This is a genomic window from Streptomyces harbinensis (genome assembly GCF_900116145.1).
GTDB classification, from domain to species: domain Bacteria; phylum Actinomycetota; class Actinomycetes; order Streptomycetales; family Streptomycetaceae; genus Streptomyces; species Streptomyces carpaticus.
This window is the reverse complement of sequence record NZ_FPAB01000003.1, coordinates 180,622-198,171: the sequence shown is the minus strand read 5'-3', so window position 1 is coordinate 198,171 and position 17,550 is coordinate 180,622. Positions and strand designations below refer to the sequence as shown.

The 17,550-nt window shown below is 72.5% G+C and carries 24 protein-coding genes and 1 pseudogene; 14 read left to right on the top strand and 11 right to left on the bottom strand.

Annotated features, from left to right (window positions below; all coding sequences use genetic code 11):
- Positions 1 to 77 precede the first annotated feature (77 nt).
- From BM385_RS08675 to BM385_RS08660, 4 genes are all read left to right on the top strand, one after another.
- Positions 78 to 1,031 (top strand): ACP S-malonyltransferase, encoded by a 954-nt coding sequence (locus BM385_RS08675; RefSeq protein ID WP_093842693.1) that lies wholly within the window; start codon positions 78 to 80, stop codon positions 1,029 to 1,031.
- A gap of 22 nt (positions 1,032 to 1,053) precedes the next feature.
- A complete protein-coding gene (locus BM385_RS08670; RefSeq protein WP_019433113.1) occupies positions 1,054 to 2,088 on the top strand; it encodes a ketoacyl-ACP synthase III in 1,035 nt (344 codons plus the stop codon).
- 85 nt (positions 2,089 to 2,173) lie between these two features.
- The gene (locus BM385_RS08665) at positions 2,174 to 2,422 is read left to right on the top strand and encodes an acyl carrier protein (RefSeq protein WP_019433114.1); all 249 of its coding nucleotides are present in this window, start codon (positions 2,174 to 2,176) and stop codon (positions 2,420 to 2,422) included.
- Between the two features lie 94 nt (positions 2,423 to 2,516).
- Complete coding sequence (locus BM385_RS08660; protein WP_026047314.1) at positions 2,517 to 3,785, top strand: beta-ketoacyl-[acyl-carrier-protein] synthase family protein; 1,269 nt, start codon at positions 2,517 to 2,519, stop codon at positions 3,783 to 3,785.
- A 183-nt stretch (positions 3,786 to 3,968) separates the two neighbouring features.
- Here the strand turns inward: BM385_RS08660 and BM385_RS08655 are convergent, their stop codons facing one another.
- The 3 genes from BM385_RS08655 to BM385_RS08645 all read right to left on the bottom strand — a co-directional run bounded on the left by BM385_RS08655 (position 3,969) and on the right by BM385_RS08645 (position 5,958).
- Positions 3,969 to 4,571, bottom strand: a complete 603-nt coding sequence (locus BM385_RS08655; RefSeq protein WP_093842692.1) for a TIGR03086 family metal-binding protein — start codon at positions 4,569 to 4,571, stop codon at positions 3,969 to 3,971.
- A gap of 74 nt (positions 4,572 to 4,645) precedes the next feature.
- A complete protein-coding gene (locus tag BM385_RS08650) occupies positions 4,646 to 5,242 on the bottom strand; it encodes a LysE family translocator (RefSeq protein WP_019433117.1) in 597 nt (198 codons plus the stop codon).
- Positions 5,239 to 5,958, bottom strand: a complete 720-nt coding sequence (locus tag BM385_RS08645; RefSeq protein ID WP_175542967.1) for a metallophosphoesterase — start codon at positions 5,956 to 5,958, stop codon at positions 5,239 to 5,241. The genes BM385_RS08650 and BM385_RS08645 overlap by 4 nt, the downstream gene beginning before the upstream one ends.
- 98 nt (positions 5,959 to 6,056) lie before the next feature.
- On the opposite strand from BM385_RS08645, the gene BM385_RS08640 reads away from it, so the two are divergent.
- Entirely contained in the window at positions 6,057 to 6,644 is a 588-nt protein-coding gene (locus BM385_RS08640) for an ABATE domain-containing protein (protein ID WP_093842691.1), read from the top strand.
- On the opposite strand, the gene BM385_RS08635 is transcribed toward BM385_RS08640, so the two are convergent.
- Complete coding sequence (locus BM385_RS08635) at positions 6,628 to 7,533, bottom strand: NAD(P)-dependent oxidoreductase (protein WP_093842944.1); 906 nt, start codon at positions 7,531 to 7,533, stop codon at positions 6,628 to 6,630. The genes BM385_RS08640 and BM385_RS08635 overlap by 17 nt on opposite strands.
- On the opposite strand from BM385_RS08635, the pseudogene BM385_RS08630 reads away from it, so the two are divergent.
- Positions 7,517 to 7,960: pseudogene (locus tag BM385_RS08630) on the top strand (LmrA/YxaF family transcription factor); the annotation flags it as partial. The gene BM385_RS08635 and the pseudogene BM385_RS08630 overlap by 17 nt on opposite strands.
- A gap of 131 nt (positions 7,961 to 8,091) precedes the next feature.
- Here the strand turns inward: BM385_RS08630 and BM385_RS08625 are convergent.
- Complete coding sequence (locus BM385_RS08625) at positions 8,092 to 8,760, bottom strand: FMN-dependent NADH-azoreductase (RefSeq protein ID WP_093842690.1); 669 nt, start codon at positions 8,758 to 8,760, stop codon at positions 8,092 to 8,094.
- Positions 8,761 to 8,835: 75 nt separating this feature from the next.
- Between BM385_RS08625 and BM385_RS08620 the strand changes: the two genes are divergently transcribed.
- Positions 8,836 to 9,798, top strand: coding sequence for a sigma-70 family RNA polymerase sigma factor (locus BM385_RS08620; RefSeq protein WP_093842689.1), 963 nt, complete (start codon positions 8,836 to 8,838; stop codon positions 9,796 to 9,798).
- On the opposite strand, the gene BM385_RS08615 is transcribed toward BM385_RS08620, so the two are convergent.
- Both BM385_RS08615 and BM385_RS08610 read right to left on the bottom strand, forming a co-directional pair.
- Positions 9,751 to 9,990: a hypothetical protein gene (locus tag BM385_RS08615; RefSeq protein WP_019433124.1), complete on the bottom strand. Its 240-nt coding sequence runs from the start codon at positions 9,988 to 9,990 to the stop codon at positions 9,751 to 9,753. The two genes, BM385_RS08620 and BM385_RS08615, sit on opposite strands and share 48 nt — an antisense overlap.
- Positions 9,987 to 10,235, bottom strand: a complete 249-nt coding sequence (locus tag BM385_RS08610; RefSeq protein WP_019433125.1) for a hypothetical protein — start codon at positions 10,233 to 10,235, stop codon at positions 9,987 to 9,989. The genes BM385_RS08615 and BM385_RS08610 overlap by 4 nt, the downstream gene beginning before the upstream one ends.
- A 47-nt stretch (positions 10,236 to 10,282) precedes the next feature.
- On the opposite strand from BM385_RS08610, the gene BM385_RS08605 reads away from it, so the two are divergent.
- Both BM385_RS08605 and BM385_RS08600 read left to right on the top strand, forming a co-directional pair.
- Complete coding sequence (locus BM385_RS08605; RefSeq protein ID WP_019433126.1) at positions 10,283 to 11,182, top strand: bifunctional helix-turn-helix transcriptional regulator/GNAT family N-acetyltransferase; 900 nt, start codon at positions 10,283 to 10,285, stop codon at positions 11,180 to 11,182.
- Positions 11,183 to 11,338: 156 nt separating this feature from the next.
- On the top strand, positions 11,339 to 11,965 hold the full coding sequence (locus BM385_RS08600) for a dienelactone hydrolase family protein (protein WP_254791487.1): 627 nt from the start codon (positions 11,339 to 11,341) through the stop codon (positions 11,963 to 11,965).
- 124 nt (positions 11,966 to 12,089) lie between these two features.
- Here BM385_RS08600 and BM385_RS08595 read toward each other — a convergent pair whose 3' ends face one another.
- The gene (locus BM385_RS08595) at positions 12,090 to 12,842 is read right to left on the bottom strand and encodes an SDR family NAD(P)-dependent oxidoreductase (protein WP_093842687.1); all 753 of its coding nucleotides are present in this window, start codon (positions 12,840 to 12,842) and stop codon (positions 12,090 to 12,092) included.
- Between the two features lie 93 nt (positions 12,843 to 12,935).
- Here BM385_RS08595 and BM385_RS08590 point away from each other — a divergent pair, with 93 nt between their 5' ends.
- Positions 12,936 to 13,565 (top strand): TetR/AcrR family transcriptional regulator, encoded by a 630-nt coding sequence (locus tag BM385_RS08590; RefSeq protein ID WP_093842686.1) that lies wholly within the window; start codon positions 12,936 to 12,938, stop codon positions 13,563 to 13,565.
- A gap of 44 nt (positions 13,566 to 13,609) precedes the next feature.
- On the opposite strand, the gene BM385_RS08585 is transcribed toward BM385_RS08590, so the two are convergent.
- A complete protein-coding gene (locus tag BM385_RS08585) occupies positions 13,610 to 14,230 on the bottom strand; it encodes a hypothetical protein (RefSeq protein ID WP_093842685.1) in 621 nt (206 codons plus the stop codon).
- 235 nt (positions 14,231 to 14,465) lie between these two features.
- Here BM385_RS08585 and BM385_RS08580 point away from each other — a divergent pair, with 235 nt between their 5' ends.
- Positions 14,466 to 15,209 (top strand): class I SAM-dependent DNA methyltransferase, encoded by a 744-nt coding sequence (locus BM385_RS08580; protein ID WP_093842684.1) that lies wholly within the window; start codon positions 14,466 to 14,468, stop codon positions 15,207 to 15,209.
- 51 nt (positions 15,210 to 15,260) lie between these two features.
- Here BM385_RS08580 and BM385_RS08575 read toward each other — a convergent pair whose 3' ends face one another.
- Both BM385_RS08575 and BM385_RS08570 read right to left on the bottom strand, forming a co-directional pair.
- Complete coding sequence (locus BM385_RS08575) at positions 15,261 to 15,497, bottom strand: DUF397 domain-containing protein (protein WP_019433132.1); 237 nt, start codon at positions 15,495 to 15,497, stop codon at positions 15,261 to 15,263.
- Positions 15,494 to 16,402 carry a helix-turn-helix domain-containing protein gene (locus tag BM385_RS08570; protein ID WP_237751269.1) on the bottom strand — a complete coding sequence of 303 codons (909 nt, stop codon included), beginning with the start codon at positions 16,400 to 16,402 and terminating at the stop codon, positions 15,494 to 15,496. The genes BM385_RS08575 and BM385_RS08570 overlap by 4 nt, the downstream gene beginning before the upstream one ends.
- A 172-nt stretch (positions 16,403 to 16,574) precedes the next feature.
- Between BM385_RS08570 and BM385_RS08565 the strand changes: the two genes are divergently transcribed.
- From BM385_RS08565 to BM385_RS08555, 3 genes are read left to right on the top strand one after another with little or no spacing between them, the layout of a single operon-like run.
- The gene (locus BM385_RS08565; protein ID WP_026047316.1) at positions 16,575 to 16,979 is read left to right on the top strand and encodes an ATP-binding protein; all 405 of its coding nucleotides are present in this window, start codon (positions 16,575 to 16,577) and stop codon (positions 16,977 to 16,979) included.
- On the top strand, positions 16,964 to 17,185 hold the full coding sequence (locus BM385_RS08560) for a hypothetical protein (protein WP_019433135.1): 222 nt from the start codon (positions 16,964 to 16,966) through the stop codon (positions 17,183 to 17,185). The genes BM385_RS08565 and BM385_RS08560 overlap by 16 nt, the downstream gene beginning before the upstream one ends.
- Positions 17,185 to 17,547 (top strand): hypothetical protein, encoded by a 363-nt coding sequence (locus BM385_RS08555; protein ID WP_019433136.1) that lies wholly within the window; start codon positions 17,185 to 17,187, stop codon positions 17,545 to 17,547. The genes BM385_RS08560 and BM385_RS08555 overlap by 1 nt, the downstream gene beginning before the upstream one ends.
- The last annotated feature ends 3 nt before the right edge of the window (positions 17,548 to 17,550 follow it).

Sequence of the window (17,550 nt, the reverse complement as noted above, 5' to 3'; positions counted from 1 at the left end):
TCCTCACAACTCGATCAGCCGTTCTTCGTCCCCGTCCCCACCGGCGGGGAGACCCTTGGCCAAGAGAGAGTGTGAGGGTGTTCGTACTCGTAGCTCCCGGCCAAGGCGCACAGGCGCCCGGCTTTCTGCGCCCCTGGCTCGACGTCCCCGGCGCCGGTGACCGGCTGACCGCCTGGTCCGACGCGATCGGCCTGGACCTGATCCGTTACGGCACGGAGGCCGACGCCGACGAGATCCGCGACACTGCCGTGGCCCAGCCGCTGCTGGTCGCCGGTGCCCTGCTGTCCGCCCGGGCGCTGCTCGGCGAGGACACCCGGTATTCCGGCGTCGTCGCGGGCCACAGCGTCGGTGAGCTGGCCGCGGCGGCCATCGCCGGGGTGCTGAGCGACGAGGAGGCCATGACGCTGGTCCGCAAGCGCGGTCTGGCGATGGCCGAGGCCGCGGCGGTCACCGAGACCGGCATGTCGGCCGTGCTCGGCGGTGACCCGGAGGAGGTCGCGGCGAAGCTCGACGCGCTCGGCCTGACCCCGGCCAACAACAACGGCGGCGGCCAGATCGTGGCCGCCGGTACCCTGGAGCAGTTGGCGGCGCTGGCCGCCGACAAGCCCGAGAAGGCACGGGTCATCGCACTCAAGGTGGCCGGGGCCTTCCACACCCGGCACATGGCGCCCGCCGTGGCCGCCATGGAGGCAGCCGTCCGGGACGTCGGCGCCGCCGACCCGCACCCCTCGGTGCGGTACGTGTCGAACGCCGACGGCGAGGTCGTCCGCAGTGGCAAGGAGATCGTGAGCCGCCTGGTCTCGCAGGTCTCCAACCCGGTGCGCTGGGACCTGTGCATGGACACCTTCCGTAGCCTGGAGGCGACCGCGCTGGTGGAGCTGTGCCCGGGCGGGACCCTGGCGGGGCTGGCCAAGCGCAATCTGAAGGGGGTCGCCCAGCTGGCGATCAAGTCCCCGGAGGAGCTGCCCCAGGCCCGCGAGCTGCTCGCCGCGGCCGGCGCCGGCGCGGGTGCCGGCGAATCAAGCGAATAACGGCGAAGAGGAGTCATCGAGTATGACCGCCACCATCAGTCCCGGCACGGGCGCGCCCCACGCGCGCATCCTCGGGGTCGGCGGCTACCGCCCGGCCCGGGTCGTACCGAACGAGGAGATCCTCAAGCACATCGACTCCTCCGACGAGTGGATCCGCTCGCGTTCGGGCATCGTGACCCGGCACTGGGCCGGCGAGGACGAGACGGTCGCCTCGATGTCCCTGGACGCGGCCGGCAAGGCCATCGCGGACGCCGGGATCACCGCCGACCAGGTGGGCGCCGTCGTGGTGGCCACCGTCTCGCACTTCATGCAGACCCCCTCGGTGGCCACCGAGATCGCCCACAAGCTGGGGACGGGCCAGGCCGCCGCGTTCGACATCTCCGCCGCCTGCGCCGGCTTCGGCTACGGCCTGGCCGTCGGCAAGGGCCTGATCGTCTCCGGCAGCGCCCGGTACGTCCTGGTCATCGGGGTGGAGCGGCTGTCCGACCTGACCGACAAGGAGGACCGTTCCACGGCCTTCCTGTTCGGCGACGGCGCGGGCGCGGTCGTCCTCGGCCCCTCCGAGGAGCCCGCCATGGGCCCCACCGTGTGGGGCTCGGAGGGCGACAAGGCGGACGTCATCGCGCAGACCGTGCCGTGGGACCGGTTCCGTATCGGTGACGTCTCCGACCTGCCGGTGGACTCCAGCGGCGAGGTGAAGTTCCCGGCGCTGCGCCAGGAGGGCCAGACGGTCTTCCGCTGGGCGGTGTTCGAGATGGCGAAGGTGGCCCAGCAGGCGCTGGACGCCGCCGGGATCACCGCCGCCGACCTGGATGTGTTCATCCCGCACCAGGCCAACATGCGCATCATCGACTCGATGGTGAAGACCCTGAAGCTGCCCGAGCACGTCGCCATCGCCCGGGACGTGGAGACCACCGGAAACACGTCGGCCGCCTCCATTCCGCTCGCCATGGAGCGGATGCTGGCGACCGGTCAGGCGAAGAGCGGGGACACCGCTCTCGTCATCGGCTTCGGGGCGGGGCTCGTGTACGCCGCGACGGTCGTTACTCTCCCCTAAGCACAACTGAGTCGGCACGGCGAGCGCCGGGCCGTTTCATCACCCAGATGCGGTACCCACCGCAGCACACTGAAGGAGCGCGGCAATGGCTGCCACCAAGGAAGAGATCATCGCTGGTCTCGGTGAGATCGTGAACGAGATCGCCGGGATCCCCGCGGAGGATGTGCTTGAGGACAAGTCGTTCACCGACGACCTGGACGTCGACTCGCTGTCCATGGTCGAGGTGGTCGTGGCCGCCGAGGAGCGCTTCGAGGTCAAGATCCCGGACGACGACGTCAAGGGCCTGAAGACCGTCGGCGACGCCGCCAACTACATCCTCACGCACCAGAGCTGAACCGCCGCACCGTCGGCACCGACGCATGTCGCCACCCAGTGGTGGCGCGGTACCCCTGTACCTCTGAAACCTGACGAGCGGATAGGAAAGTCCCGTGAACGCGACCAATCGAACGGTGGTTGTCACCGGCATCGGCGCAACCACACCGCTGGGTGGCGACAGCGCGTCAACCTGGGAAGCCCTGCTGGCCGGAAAGTCCGGCGCACGGCCCCTGGAGCAGGAGTGGGCGGCCGAGCTGCCCGTACGGTTCGCGGCGGGCATCGCGGTCGAGCCGACCGAGGTGCTGGCCCGGCCGCTGGCCCGCAAGCTGGACCGTTCCACGCAGTTCGCGCTGATCGCGACGCGTGAGGCGTGGGCGGACGCGGGCTTCACCGGCAAGGCCGGCGAGGACGAGTCGCAGGTGAGCCCGGAGCGGCTGGGCGCGGTCGTGGCCTCCGGCATCGGCGGCATCACCACGCTGCTCGACCAGTACGACGTACTGAAGGAGAAGGGCGCGCGGCGGGTCTCCCCGCACACCGTGCCCATGCTCATGCCGAACGCCCCGGCCGCCAATGTCGGCCTGGAGATCGGCGCCAGGGCCGGGGTGCACGCCCCGGTCAGCGCCTGCGCGTCCGGTTCCGAGGCGCTGGGCTACGCGGTGGAGATGATCCGCAGTGGCCGCGCCGACGTGGTGGTCGCGGGCGGTACGGAGGCGTGCCTCCACCCGCTGCCGATCGCGGCGTTCGCCAACATGATGGCGATGAGCAAGAACAACGACGACCCGCAGGGCGCCTCCCGCCCCTACGACACGGCGCGCGACGGCTTCGTGATGGGCGAGGGCTCCGGCGTGGTCGTACTGGAGTCCGCCGAGCACGCGGCGCGGCGCGGCGCCCGGGTCTACTGCCAGGTGATCGGCCAGGGCCTGTCGGCCGACAGCCACCACATCGCGCAGCCCGAGCCGACCGGCCGGGGCATCGCGGCGGCGCTGGAGCACCTCCAGGAGACCACCGACTTCGACCCGAAGGAACTGGTCCACGTCAACGCGCACGCCACCTCGACGCCGCAGGGCGACGTGGCGGAGATCAAGGCGATGCGCAAGGTGCTGGGCGACGACCTCGACCACGTGGCGATCTCCGCCACCAAGTCGATGACCGGCCACCTGCTGGGCGGCGCGGGCGGCGTGGAGACGGTGGCCACCGTCCTGGCGCTGTACCACCGGACGGCCCCGGGCACCCGGAATCTGGACGAGATCGACCCCGAGGTGGCGGACGCGGACATCGTCCGCGGCGCGCCGCGCGAGCTGCCGGCGGGCCGGATCGCCGCGCTGAACAACTCCTTCGGCTTCGGCGGCCACAACGTGGTCCTGGCGATGCGCACGGTCTGACCCGCACCGCCTCGGGGACGCCGCGACGCCGCGACGCCGCACGGTAACGACAAGGCCGCCCCGCCCGGGATCTCCCGGGCGGGGCGGCCTTGTCGTTACCGGGAGACGGTGGCCGCGCCCGTGCCCCCCGGCGCGCGGTACGCCCCCGGCCGGAGGGTGCGGACACCGGCCCGGGCACCGGGATCACCGGCCGCCCGGGCTCCAGGACGGCAGCCGCCCGCTGCACGCCACCGCCCGCTCCAGCAGCGGGGCGTCCGGCGGTACGGGGACGGCCGGACCGAAGCCGGTGGCCGCCCGCTCCGCCGCGTCCGCCGACTGCGCCAGCAGGGCGAGCGAGGCCCGCGCGGTCGCCTCGTCCGCCCGGTACGGCTGCCCGGTGGCGCGCGCCAGGTCCCAGCCGTGCAGGAACACCTCGTTCAGGGCCACGGCGCCGGCCACCGGCGCCGGGAGCGTGATCCCCCCGGCCTCGGTCTCGCCCCGCCACGCCGCCGGTTCGCGCCAGGCTGCCACCAGTTCGTCCAGCTGGGTGCGCAGCCGCCCCCGCCAGTCCCCGGCCGGCTCCGGCCGGGGAGCGTCCGGGTCCGCCGGGTCCGTCCGGGTCGCGGGGCCGAAGTCCTTGCGCGCGGCGTCCCGGAACGCGACCGTCAGCCCCAGCAGATGCCGGAGCAGATCGCGCACCGTGTACACGGCGCACGGCGTCGGCGCGTCGAAGTGCCGCTCCCGCACCCCGTCCAGCAGTGCCGCTGCCTGCCGCGCGGCCGGTTCCAAGTCCAGCTGTGTCTCCATGGAAGGGCAGACCGGAGCGGACCCGGAAACTCATCGCCGCTCCTGCTCTGCCCCGCACCTGGGCCGGCCCGGCGTCACCAGCTGATCAGGCCCCACCCGCCGAGCCCGATCAGCATCGCGCCGGCGATCCGGCCGACCGTGCGCCGGAAGCGCTCGCCGCCCGGGCGGGCGGCGGTGCGGGGCAGCAGCAGGGCCCAGGCCGTGAGCCACAGCGAGACCATGACGGCCTGCACGGTGGCCAGGGCGAGGATCTGCCCGGCGAGCGGTCGCCCCGGGGTGAGGAACTGCGGGACCAGGGTGAGGTAGACCGAGGCCGCCTTGGGGTTGAGGACCGTGGCGAACAGCGTCTGCGGGTACGGGGAACGCCAGCGCTGCCGGCGGCCGGACGCACTCCGCTCCCGGCCGGCGGAGCGCCAGGTCCACACGCCGAGTCCGATGAGGTAGCAGGCCCCGGCCACCCGGACCACGGTGAACGCCGTCTCGGAGCGCATGACGAGGGCGGAGAGCCCGGCGACGGCGAGCAGGGCATGGGTGTACAGGCCGGTGGCCATGCCGAGGACGACGGGCAGCGCCCGCCGCCGTCCGCCTTCGGTGACATGCCGGATGAGCAGCGTCAGGCTGGCTCCCGGCGTGATGACCAGCGGCAGGATCGCCAGGGCGAAGCCCGTCACGGGACGACGCGGAAGTGCGTGGTGAGCCGGGCGGCGTCGTCGAGGAGGTGGTAGGCGAGGGCCGGTGGCTGGTCGCGGTCGGCGGGCCGGTCGCCTTCCCAGGGCATCCGCAGCGTCCAGGTGACGGCGGGCGCCACCAGCAGCGGGCGGCCGGCGAAGACGGAGGCGGCGGCGGTGTGCGCGTGGCCGGTGAGGACGGCGGCGACCCGGGGGTGTGCGGCGAGTACGGCGGCCAGGTCGTCCGGGTTCTGGAGCATCCCGGCGTCCGGCAGCGGGTGGTGGAGGGCGACGGGCGGCTGGTGGAAGGCGATGAGCGCGGGGGTGTCCCGGTCGGCCGGGTCGGCGAGGACGTCCTCAAGCCACGCCCGGGTCTCCTTCTCCAGCCGGCCCTCGTCCCGGCCGGGGATCGTGACGTCGCACATGAGGACGGTGACGCCGGGGAGGCGGTGCACCTGGTTGCGCGGTCCGAACGCCGCCTCGTACGGGGCGCGGACGTCGTGGTTGCCCGGGCAGGTCAGCACCGGGAGCGGCAGCTGGAGGATCCGGGCCGCCTCGGCGTACTCCTCGGCCGTGCCGTGGTCGGCGATGTCGCCGGTGACCAGCAGGGCGTCGACGGGCCGGGGCAGGTCGCGCAGGTGCCGCACGACCCGGGTGGCGCGTTCGGTGGCCCGCTCGGTTCCGTCCAGGTGCAGATCACTGATCTGGGCAAGCAGCAGCACGGCCGCGGTCCTTTCTCACGGTAATTTCTCGTTTTACCGTGAGGACCATAGACTGACCGCGCCGAAGTCATCAAGTGAGCGGAGAGAGGGACGCGATGGAGGAGCGCTGGCCCGCCCTGGACCTGGCGAGCACCATCCGGCACGACGGCGCGGGCGGCGTGGCCGACGACCTGGCCACGGTCGCCGGCCTCGCGGACTGGCTGGCCACGGCACACGGACTGCCCACCGGGGCGGTACGGGCGGACGAACGGCTGCGGCTGCGGATCACCGGCCTGCGGGCCGCCGTCCGCGCCCTGTTCGCCCGCGCGGTCAGCCCGGGCCCGCCGAGCCCGGCCGACGCCCAGCGGCTGCTGCCGCACGACGAGGCGCTGGCCCGCCTCAACGCCGCCGCCGCCCTGGAGCCCGTCACACCGCAGTTGCACTGGCCGGCCGGCGGCGCCCCGGCGGCCGGCGCGCTCCCCTCGGCCGCCACCCCTCAGGACCGGCTGGTGGCGGCGCTGGCCCGCGCCGCGATCACCTTCCTGACCGGCCCCGAACGCGAGCGGCTGCGCGCCTGCACCGCGCCGCGCTGCGTCCGCTACTTCGTCAAGAGCCACGGCCGCCAGGAGTGGTGCAAGCCCTCGTGCGCCGACCGCGCCCGCGCCGCCCGCCACTACCGGCGCCGGGTCAGCTCGCCCGGATGAGCTCCATCACCCGCGAGAAGCTGTCGGCGCCGTACCCGGCCGCCATCCCGCGCTCGAACAGCGCGGCGACCGTGGCCGGGAGCGTGGTGTCCACGCCGGCGTCCGCCATGGTGTGCAGCACGTGGTCGACGCTGGCGGCGCCCATGGCGAGCCGGTCCACGTCACCCGTGTGGTCGCCCGCGTCGATCCGCCCGGCGTAGAAGGTGAAGAACCCGGCCAGCGAGTCGGAGGTGTCGGTCGCGAACGGCAGGATGTCCGTCGCGCTCAGCCCGTTGGCCTCGGCGAGCGCGATGGCCTGCCAGTAACTCAGCATCGCGGTCCAGAAAATACCCATGTTGATCTGGTACAGCAGCGCCGCGAGACCGGGGTCCTCGCCCCGGTGGTCGGCCACGCCCGCGAGCACGTCGAGCGCCGCCCGGTGCCGGTCGAACACCGCGCGCGGACCGCTGTAGAGGATCACCGATTCCTCCTGCCCGACGCCCGCCGGGGAGACGGTGACCCCGCCGGTGAGCTGTACGGCACCGTGCCCGGCGAACCACTCCGCGCCGGCCCGGGTCTTCTCCGGGGTGTCCGAGCTGAGGTTGACGATCGTCCGGCCCTTCAGCGCCCCGGCGGCGGGCTCCAGGACGGCGTACACGGCGGCGTAGTCGGTGAGACTGAGCACCACCAGCTCGCCCGCCTCCAGCGCCGCCGCCGCGCTCGGGGCGAGGACGGCGCCGTGCGCGACGAGCGCGTCCGCGCGGGAGGCGGTGCGGTTCCAGAGGGTGACCGCGTATCCCCGGTCGAGGTAGGCCCCCGCCATCGCCTGCCCCATGGGGCCGAGTCCGATGACGGTGACGGTCTGCTGGTCCTTCCGGTCCTGCCGGTCCTGCTTCTTCCCGGGCGGCAAGGAGACGGTGGCCGTCGCCGCGATCCGGCACAGCGGCGCGGAGTTCGCCGAACTGCTGCGCCGCGCACTGGCCGCCGAGGACCACCCGGCGGACGCGGTCACCGCCTGCGCCCGCGAACTCGCCACCGGCCTGCGGGAGTCGGGCTGGATCGACGGCTGCCCGGTGACGGCGGCGGCGCTGGAGACCCTGGGCACGGACTCGGAGATCCAGCAGGCGTGCGCCGACGCGCTGAGCCAGTGGGAGGGACTGGTCCACGACAAGCTGCTGGCCGGCGGGTACCCGCCCGAGGACGCCCGCGAACTGGCCACCACGGTCATCTCCGCCCTGGAGGGCGCCGAGGTCACCGCCCAGGTCACCCGCTCCGAGGCCCCCCTGCTCGCCACCGGCCGTCAGCTCACCCGTCTGCTGCGCTCGTACGGCATCTGACGGCCCGCGCCGCCACCGTGGTCCGGCCCGGTACCGCCCGGGCGGTACCGGGCCGGACCCGGACGGGGCCGGGCAACCCCCCGGTCAGCCCGGCCCCGCGCTCCCGGCGCGCCCCCGGGCGCGCCGCCGTGTCAGAGCGCGGCCAGCGCGGTGGTCTCCACCCGTGCCGCCTCCCGCGAGCGGGCCGCGGCCGGGCGGAGGGATGCCAGGTGCGGGGCGAGTTCCGCCAGCGTCAGCTCCGCGCACACGAACCGGAGGTCGTCCCCGGTCACCCCCAGCCGGCCGAAGTACCCCCGCAGATAGGGCGTCACGAAGTCGTTGGCTTCCTGCGGCGTCCCCGGCCCGTACCCGCCACCGCGGGTGCTGATCACGACCACCCGCTTCCCGTTCAGCAGCCCGGCCCCCTCGAAGGCCCCCGGGAACGTCACCCGGTCGATCCACGCCTTCAGCGACGCCGCGACCGTGAAGTTGTACATCGGCGCCCCGATCACCACCGTCCCCGCCGCGCGCAGTTCGGCGATCAGCGGCCGGGTCAGCTCCCACGCGGCCCGCTCCGCCACCCCTTCGGCCAGGGCCGCGACCCGCTCCGGCGGCACCGAGCCGTGCCGCTCAACCCGCCGCCCCAGCGCGCAGTAGGCGCTGTCCAGCGGCGGCACCGGATCGGCGACGAGATCCCGGTAGCGGTACTCACCTCCCTCGTGCCGCTCCCGCCAGGTCGCCGCGAACAGCGCGGTCAGCTCCCTGCTCAGCGAACCGCCGGAACAATCGGCGCTGGAGTCCAGATGCAGCAAGGACGTCATGGCTCTTCTCCTGTCACTTCGGCCACGCCGGATACGTCATCAGAGGTGACGGGGACGCACGGAGAAAGGTGACCGGTGGACGGACAGGACGGACGGGACGGACGGGACGGGCTGGCCCAACGGTTCGAGGCACAGCGCGGCCGGCTGCGGGCCCTCGCCCACCGGCTGCTCGGCTCCCGGGAGGAGGCCGAGGACGCGGTCCAGGAAGCGTGGTTCCGGCTGGGCCGGGTGGACCCGGCCGAGGTGGAGAACCTTCCCGGCTGGCTGCGGACCGTGGTGACCCGGATCTGCCTCGACATCCTCCGCTCGCGCGGCGCGCGGCGCGAAGTCGGCCTGGACGAGGTGATCGAGGCGGAAGCCGCCCGGCACAACCCGCCCGAGGACGCCGCCGTCCGCGCCGACGCGGTGAGCCACGCCCTGCTGGCGGTGCTGGACACCCTGACCCCGGCCGAGCGGGTGGCGTTCGTCCTGCACGACATGTTCGCCGTACCGTTCCAGGAGATCGCGCCGCTCATCGACCGCACACCGGGTACGGCGAAGAAGCTCGCCAGCCGGGGACGCCACAAGGTACGCGGCACCCCCGCCGTCCCGGCGGCCGAACTCGCCCGCCGCCGTCACCTCGTCACGGCGTTCCTGACCGCCGCGCGCGCCGGTGATGTGCCGGGTGTCCTCCGGGTGCTGGCGCCCGACGTGGTCCGCCGCGCGGACGCCGCCGCCCTCCCGCCGGGCGCGGCCCGCGAGCTGCGCGGCGCGGACGCCGTGGCGCGCGGGACGGCCGCCCTGGCCCGGCGCGCGCACCTGGCCGAACCCGCCCTGATCGACGGCCAGGTGGGCGCCGTCATCGCCCCGCGCGGGCGCCTGCTGCTCGCGCTCACCTTCACCGTCCGGGACGGCCTGATCAGCGGGTACGAGGTGCTGGCCGACCCAGCGCGGCTGCGGCGGCTCGCGCTGGCCGTGCTGCCCGCGCCGCCCGCGCCGGGAACAGAGGGATCAGAGGGAGATGAGCCGGACGACGGTGACGGTCAGGACCGTGGCTGACACGACGTAGCGCACGATGGCCCCCGCCACCGTGGCGTCCCGGCGGTCCCGGTCGCCGCCGACCTCGGTGGAACCGTGACCGTACGGGTCGCGGGCGATCGTCGTCGCCATGGCGCTCTCGAACTCCGACCGGCGCGGCATCTTGCGCAAGCCGTCGTCGGCCGGCGGCGCGTAGGCGATGCGATGCCTCACCCGGCGCCGTGCCGCTCGGCCTCTTCCCGGGCCAGCCGCTCCATCGTGGCGTCGGCGTCCGGGTCCGGAACGGCTTCCAGCATCCAGTGCCGCATCACGGCGTGGATCTCGTGCACGCCGGCCTCGTTGATGGCCGTGTCGAAGTCGGCCCGGCGCTGCGGGGGCAGGGCGGCCCGGATGTCCGGAATGCTGTTCGGGACATCCACCTCTCTGCCCGCCACCCAGGTCTTCAGCGGTTCTGCCACGGGGGCAGCCTACCGCCCCGCCGAACCCTCTGACTAAAGTCAGAGATATGGACACCGCACAGATCGACCAGGTACGCCGCTTCAACCGCACCATCACCGAACGCGTCGGCGTACTCCACGACCACTACCTGGGCCGTGACCGCCCCATCGGCGAGGCACGCCTGCTGTGGGAGGTCGGCGAGCACGGACGGGACGTGCGGTGGCTGCGCGAGCGCCTGGGCCTGGACTCGGGGTACGTCAGCCGGCTGCTGCGCTCCCTGGAGAAGGCCGGACTGATCACCGTGGAGCAGCGCCCGGAGGACAAGCGGCTGCGCACCGTCCGCCTCACCGACGCCGGCCGCGCCGAGTGCGCGGTCCTGGACCGGCGCAGCGACGAGGTGGCGGGCGGGCTGCTCGCACCGCTGAACCCGGCCCAGCGCACCCGTCTGGTCGCCGCCCTGGCCGAGGCCGAACGACTGCTGACCGCCGGAACCGTCTCCCTCGACGAGGTGGACCCCGACCACCCGGACGCCCAGCACTGCCTGCGCTCCTTCTTCGCCGAGCTGAGCGAACGCCTGGACACCGGCTTCGACCCCGCCCGCAGCCTCCTCCCCGACGCGGGCGAACTCCGTCCGCCGCGCGGCGTCTTCCTCGTCGCCCGGCTGCACGGGACGCCGGTCGGCTGCGCCGGGCTGAAGCTCCCGTCCGGCGCGCCCGCCGAGATCAAGCGCATGTGGGTCTCCCCCACCACCCGTGGCCTGGGCCTGGCCCGCCGGCTGATCGCCGAACTGGAACGCCGGGCGGCGGCCCACGGGTACGACCTGCTGCGGCTGGACACCAACAAGGTGCTGACGGAAGCCATCCGGCTGTACCACGCCTGCGGGTTCGAGGAGGTCCCGGCCTTCAACACCGAGCCGTACGCCCACCACTGGTTCGAGAAGCGGATCGTCCCGGCCGAACCGGCCTGAGCCCTCTGCACGGCCCTCGCCCGCCGGCTCCCGGGTCGCCCCGGGCGGCGGCGACCGGACGTACGGCGGCCGGCTCGCCCGGCTGCGTGCACCGGCACCGGCACCGCCGTGCCGAGCGTGAGGACCGCAGGACAACGGCGACGGTGACGGCCCGTCATGGCGGCAGCCATCACCGTGGGGCAGGATGGCGCGATGGCCCACATCGCGCTGTTCCACTCCGTACTCGGCCTGCGCCCGGTGGAACGCCTCGCCGCCGAACGACTGCGGCGCGCCGGGCACCAGGTGGTCACGCCCGACCTCTTCGGCGGCGAGACCGCGACCACCGTTGACCAGGGGTTCGCACTGCTCGACCGGGTGGGCTGGGCAGCGGTGACCGACCGTGCCCGGCAGGCACTGCGGAACCTGCCGGACGAGACCGTGCTCGCCGGCGTCTCCATGGGCACCGGCGTCGTCACCGATCTCTGGCCCGAGCGCACCGCCACCGCCGGTGTGCTGCTGCTGCACGCCCCGGCCGAGGTGCCCGCGTCCGTACGCCCGGGCACGCCGGTACAACTGCACGCGGCCGCACCGGACGCCTTCGTGCCGCCGGACAGCGTGGCCGCGCTCCATCGCGCCTCGCGGGAACGGGAGGTCGCCCTGGAGGTCTTCCGCTATCCCGGGGCCGGCCACTTCTACACCGACGCCCAGCTCGACGACCACGACCCGGCCGCCGCCGAGCTGACCTGGCGCCGGGTGCTGGACTTCCTCGAATCCGGCGCGGCGTCCGGTGGCACCGTGCCGTAGCCACCCGGCACGGCGCGGTACCCGGACGGCCAGCCGGACACGTCGCGACACACCCGCACCACCACGCCGGTACCCGCCGCCCGCCGCCCGCCGCCTCCCCGTGCGTCTCCCGCCCGCCCACGGCTCAGATCTGGTTCTCGCCCCCGTCCACGTACACATTGGCGCCGAGCATGAAGCTGCTCTGCTCGGAGGCGAGGAAGGCCACCACCCCGGCGACCTCCTCCGGGTGCCCCATCCGGCCGATGGCGGTGTCCGTCGCCAGGTGGGCGCGGGCGACAGCCGCGTTCTCCTCGCCTCCGAACAGTTCCGTGATCCCGGTCGTGTCGATCGGCCCCGGCGAGATGGCGTTGACCCGGACGCCCCGGCTCTTCAGTTCGTTGGCCCAGGTCCGGGCGAAGGACCGGACGGCGGCCTTGGACGCCGCGTACAGGCCGAACGCCTCGGTACCGTTGTCGGCGGCGGTCGAGGCGTTGAGGATCACCGAGGCGCCGTCGTTGAGCAGCGGCAGCGCCTTCTGCACGGTGAGCAGCGTGCCCCGTACGTTGACGCCGAGCACCCGGTCGATCTGCTCCTCGGTGGTGTCTTCCAGCGTCGCGAACAGGGCAGCCGCCGAGTTCGCGAAGACCACGTCGAGACCGCGTCCCCGGGCGCGGACCGCCGCGTACAGCCGGTCCAGGTCGGCCGGGTCGGTGATGTCCCCCGGTACGGCCGTCACCGATGCCGCGCCGATGGTCCCGACAGCGGCGGCCAGTTCGGGCTCACGCCTCCCGATGATGAACACGTGCGCGCCCTCGGCCGCCAGCCGTACGGCACTGGCCAGGCCGATCCCGGTGTGACCACCGGTGATCACGGCCGTCTTGCCCTCAAGCTGCCCCATGCGACTGCCCTCCATAGATTTCGGTACCGATCGGTACCGAAAGAGAACGTAGCACATCCGAACCGATCGGTACGGAAGAGGTAGAGTGGCCGCATGGACACGCGGGACACGCGGGAGACACGACCGAAGGGGCCGATCGGCCGGCCGCGCGGATTCGACGCCGACGCGGCGCTCGAAGCGGCCATGCGGGTCTTCTGGGAGCAGGGTTACGACGGCGCCAGCCTCACCGACCTCACCGCCGCCATGGGCATCACCCGCACCAGCATGTACGCGGCCTTCGGCAACAAGGAGGAGCTGTTCCGCAAGGCCCTGGACCGCTACACCGAGGGCCCCGCCTCCTATGTGGCCCGGGCGCTGCGGGAGCCGACCGCCCTGGGTGTGGCCACCGCCTTCCTGAACGGCGCCGTCGAGCTCTCCACCCGCCCCGGGTGCCCCGCCGGCTGCCTCGGCGTCCAGGGCGCTCTGGCCGCCGGGGAGACGGGGCGTACCGCCCGGGACACGCTCGCCGACTGGCGCAACGGGGGCGTCGGCCTGCTGCGCGACCGGCTCCGGCAGGCCGTCGACGAGGGCGACCTGCCCCCCGGAGCCGACCCCGAACGGCTCGCCCGCTACCTGATGACCTTCGCCAACGGCCTCGCCGTCCAGGCGGCGAGCGGGGCCACCCGCGAGGAACTGCAGCACGTGGCGGACATGGCCCTGCACGGCTGGCCGCTCGGCGGCTGAGCACCCGTTGCCTGTCCAGGCGCATCAGCCGCTGAACAGCACACTCATCCGTGGTGCCCGGGACCAGGCCCCGGCCGCTGGAGAACTCGCCGGAGAACTCGCCGCCGGGTGAACACCGTTCCGCCGAGCACAGTGCACAGGGCGCACACATAGGCCGCGAACGCCCAGGACTCGGGCTCCCACGAAGTGATCGTCATGAGCGTCACCGCGGCACCGATGCCGACCAGGACATAGAACAGCAGATTCTCCGAACACGGATCGCGCCAGGCTTTCACGAGCGTCGGCAACGCCGCGACGGCGTCGGCCACGACGACGCACACCACCGCCAACGGGGCCTGGTCCAGCACCAGCCACACCACGAGCGCGATGGCCGCGACCACCGCGCACACCTTGTCGAAGGTACTGATCCGCACCAGGAGGTGCCGGGTCAGCAGCCCACACGCCACGACCGCGACCGGCCCGGCACCCGCCGCCAGCGTCTGAACGGCCGGCAAACCGACACCGGCGTCGAGCTGCGCGGAAAACCCGATCAGCGGTACGGCCGCCCAGAGCGCCCACGTCACCACATTCGGACGCGCCGTACCCCTCACCGTCGCGAAGGCATACCGGACGCTCCCCGCCAGGCCGAGCACCGCGCTGAGAAACACCCACTGCGGGTCCAGCATGCGAGCCTTTCACCACCCAACGGCACGAGCACCCGGAGTCGCCGCGGCACGCTCCAGTCGCCAACCGATGTGGTGATTGCACCGCGAGAAGGACCTCCGGCACAACCCTGGGCCGGGAACAGGTTCTGACGGACGCCCCCGGGAGGTGTCGGGGGGCGCCCGCAGGACACTTCGGGGTTCCCGGCGGGCGGAAAACGCTTCGACACCGGTGCCGGCATCCGGAATCCTGGCCCGCATGCCTCCGTCACAGGAAGAGATCTGGGACCAGGAAACGGCACGCAACTACGACAGTCCGGGCACCGGCAGGTTCGCGCCCGAGGTCATCGACCCCACGGTGAGCCGCCTCACCGCACTCGCGAACGGCGGGCCGGTACTGGAGTTCGCGATCGGTACGGGACGGGTCGCCGTCCCGCTCGCCCAGCGCGGGGTACCGGTCACGGGCATCGAACTCTCCCGTCCGATGATCGAGCAACTGCGCACCAAGGTGGACGAGGACACCATCCCGGTCACCGTGGGCGACATGGCCACGACGACCGTGCCGGGCACCTTCCGGCTCGTCTACCTGGTCGACAACACCATTTCCAACCTCCTCACCCAGGCCGAGCAGGTCACCTGCTTCCGCAACGCCGCCCGCCACCTCGCACCCGGCGGACGGTTCGTCATCGAACTGTGGGTGCCCGAACTCCGGAAACTGCCGCCGGGCCAGCAGGCCATGGTGTGCAACACGGAGAGCGGGTACATCGGCCTGGACACCTACGATCCGGTGCGCCAGCACGTCGTCTCGCACCACTTCCGGTTCGGGGAGGGGCGGGAAGCCCACCTGTTCCGCAGCCCGCACCGGTACATCTGGCCGGCCGAACTCGACCTCATGGCCGAACTGGCGGGCTTCGAGCTGGAGTCACGCCACGCGGACTGGACGGGCGGCGAGTTCACCGCCGAGTCGCCCTCCCACGTGTCGGTCTACCGGCTCCCCGGCTGAGCCTGCGCCCCGGTCGGGGAGTTGCGCACCGCCGTCTCGGCGGTCCGAGGATCACCCCTCCAGGAGGTGATCGAACTCCCCGGCCTTGGCCGCCTGAAGGAAGGCCGCCAGCTCGGCCCGCGTGTAGCGGAGCGGAGCGAGGTCGGGCCGCTTGGAGTCGTCCACGGCGACACCGCCGTCTATCTTCATCAGGCGGACGCAGGCGTCGGCGTTCGGCGAGCTGAGGCTGGACTTGATCCACTCGCCGGAAAGCGGGGCTGCGTACAGTTCGGACTTCGGGTGGGTCATAGCGCCTTCTCAATCTCTTCCATGAGGTCAACTGTCTCTGCGGTACTCAGTGCCACTTCAGCCAGGTCGCTGAAACGCCGACGCATGCGCCTGACCTCAGCTGGGTCTGCAACCTCACCATCGCCGCGTGGCATCTCATGGATGGCCACGATCTTGTTGTGAGTTCCGGGAAATCTGAACACGTTGAAAGGCGCACCGGCGGTCGCCCCCGCTCCGGCGGAGAAAGGGATGACTCGCAGGCTGACATTCGGCCGCTCAGCCATCTTGCGCAGGTGTTGGAGCTGGCCGCGCATGATGTCCGGTCCTCCGACCACCGGGCGCAGCGCTGACTCCAAGAACAATGCTTGCAGCGTGACAGGCTGGCTGCGGGTCAGGATCTGCTGCCTTCGCAGTCGTGTCTCCACGAAAAGTTCGCGATGTTGCCGACTCTCATCCTTCTGACCGAAGGCAGCCAGCGCCTCGATGTAGCCCTTCGTCTGGAGCAGCCCCGGCACGTAAGTTCCCGAATGCACCCAGAGCGTATCGGCGGCGTCTTCGAGAGGGAAGATCCGTCCGAACCCGCCGGTGATCAGACTCCGATACTTCGGCTCCTGCCACCACGACCGGTCGATCGACTTGCCCGTCCGGATGGTCGTCAGGATCTCGGTGCGCTTGGGCTCCTCGACGCCGTACACCTTCAGCATCCGCTTCAGCAGCGCGTCGTCCGGCCAGCGTTTGCCGCTCTCCACGTACGAGATCTTGTTCTGCGAGCACTTCAACTGCTTGGCGGCTGCCGTCTGCGTCGCGAAGCCGGCCTCCAGACGGAGGCGGCGCAGTTCCGCGCCGACGTCCCGCTGAATCGCCAGTGCGCTGGTGTTGACGCTCGTCGACACAGTTCTCCCCTTGCCTTCGTCGAACCCCGCCACGCGTCAGCCTAGCGCGGCACACCTGGGCCCCACGGCCCCTAACGGGTGAATCCGCGCGACTGTCTTGCATACTCACGCGGATATGCCCAACACTCTTCTGTGTACGCCCCGACACCATACCGTCGCTGGGCGTGAGCCCTGATCGTGCGCGGTCGGCCGGAAGGAACTCCCCATGCTTGAGCGCGGATTCGTGTTGGCTGTCGGTCGGTACCCCTGCGTCGCGGCGTCCGTCCGCCGTGCCCGGCGGATAGCGGTGGAGGCGTACGCGCCCTTCCCCACCGTGGATCGGGACGCCGTCGAACTGCTCATCTCCGAACTGGCCACCAACGCCGTCCTGCACGCCGCAGGCGACTCGTTCGACGTGCTGTGTCACTCACCGCTCGCCGGCACCGTCCAGGTGGAGGTGCACGACCGGTGCCCGGCCGTTCCGGTGCGGCGACAGGCGCACGTCCAGGACGAATCGGGGCGCGGTCTCGAACTCCTCGATCTGCTCGCCGCGCACTGGCGGACCGAGCGGACCGCGAACGGCAAGAGCCTCATCTTCACTCTCCGGGAGGGCCCGTGTTCGATCCCCTGATCCGCACGATCGTCGTCAACGGCACCGACATCCGCGTCGGGGACGTGGTGGCGGTCGGCGGTATCCCGCACCGCATCCGGGAGTTGCGGGAGGTGTACCCGTCCCGCAAGAAGCTCACCTTCGAGGACGGCAACACCTACGTCCTCGGCAAGCTGCACACCATCGAGGTGACCCGCCACTTCCCGCCCCTGCGACGGGTGCGGTGATGCTGCCGGAGGGGCCGCAGCTGTTCGCCCGTACCGGCGTCCTCACCTGCTGGTGGGAGAACGGCCTGTGCGTGATGTGCCGCCGGGACGGCGTCCCGGTCATCTGGCTGGGGCCGGTGATCCACGGCGCCCGGCACGCCCCGTTCTCGTCCTGCGAGCCGTGCACCGGCTGGCTGGTGCGGTACGTCGGCGGCTACGACCACGACGCCCCGGCGGAGCCGACCGTGTACGGCACCGGGGAGTTACGGCGGCCCACCGCCGAAGAGCTGGGCCTGCGCGTCGTGGTGACCGCGCTGACCCTGCTCACGGCGGCCGGGGCGGCCGGGGCGCTGTGGCTGATCTTCTCCGGCCGCCCCGGGTAGCGG

Bases quoted from the DNA above. Each gene is read 5' to 3' on its own strand.
- BM385_RS08670 (WP_019433113.1), top strand. From the start codon at position 1,054: ATGACCGCCACCATCAGTCCCGGCACGGGCGCGCCCCACGCGCGCATC.
- BM385_RS08665 (WP_019433114.1), top strand. From the start codon at position 2,174: ATGGCTGCCACCAAGGAAGAGATCATCGCTGGTCTCGGTGAGATCGTG.
- BM385_RS08655 (WP_093842692.1), bottom strand. From the start codon at position 4,571: ATGGAGACACAGCTGGACTTGGAACCGGCCGCGCGGCAGGCAGCGGCA.
- BM385_RS08640 (WP_093842691.1), top strand. From the start codon at position 6,057: ATGGAGGAGCGCTGGCCCGCCCTGGACCTGGCGAGCACCATCCGGCAC.
- BM385_RS08625 (WP_093842690.1), bottom strand. From the start codon at position 8,760: ATGACGTCCTTGCTGCATCTGGACTCCAGCGCCGATTGTTCCGGCGGT.
- BM385_RS08605 (WP_019433126.1), top strand. From the start codon at position 10,283: ATGGACACCGCACAGATCGACCAGGTACGCCGCTTCAACCGCACCATC.
- BM385_RS08600 (WP_254791487.1), top strand. From the start codon at position 11,339: ATGGCGGCAGCCATCACCGTGGGGCAGGATGGCGCGATGGCCCACATC.
- BM385_RS08595 (WP_093842687.1), bottom strand. From the start codon at position 12,842: ATGGGGCAGCTTGAGGGCAAGACGGCCGTGATCACCGGTGGTCACACC.
- BM385_RS08590 (WP_093842686.1), top strand. From the start codon at position 12,936: ATGGACACGCGGGACACGCGGGAGACACGACCGAAGGGGCCGATCGGC.
- BM385_RS08585 (WP_093842685.1), bottom strand. From the start codon at position 14,230: ATGCTGGACCCGCAGTGGGTGTTTCTCAGCGCGGTGCTCGGCCTGGCG.
- BM385_RS08580 (WP_093842684.1), top strand. From the start codon at position 14,466: ATGCCTCCGTCACAGGAAGAGATCTGGGACCAGGAAACGGCACGCAAC.
- BM385_RS08575 (WP_019433132.1), bottom strand. From the start codon at position 15,497: ATGACCCACCCGAAGTCCGAACTGTACGCAGCCCCGCTTTCCGGCGAG.
- BM385_RS08565 (WP_026047316.1), top strand. From the start codon at position 16,575: ATGCTTGAGCGCGGATTCGTGTTGGCTGTCGGTCGGTACCCCTGCGTC.
- BM385_RS08555 (WP_019433136.1), top strand. From the start codon at position 17,185: ATGCTGCCGGAGGGGCCGCAGCTGTTCGCCCGTACCGGCGTCCTCACC.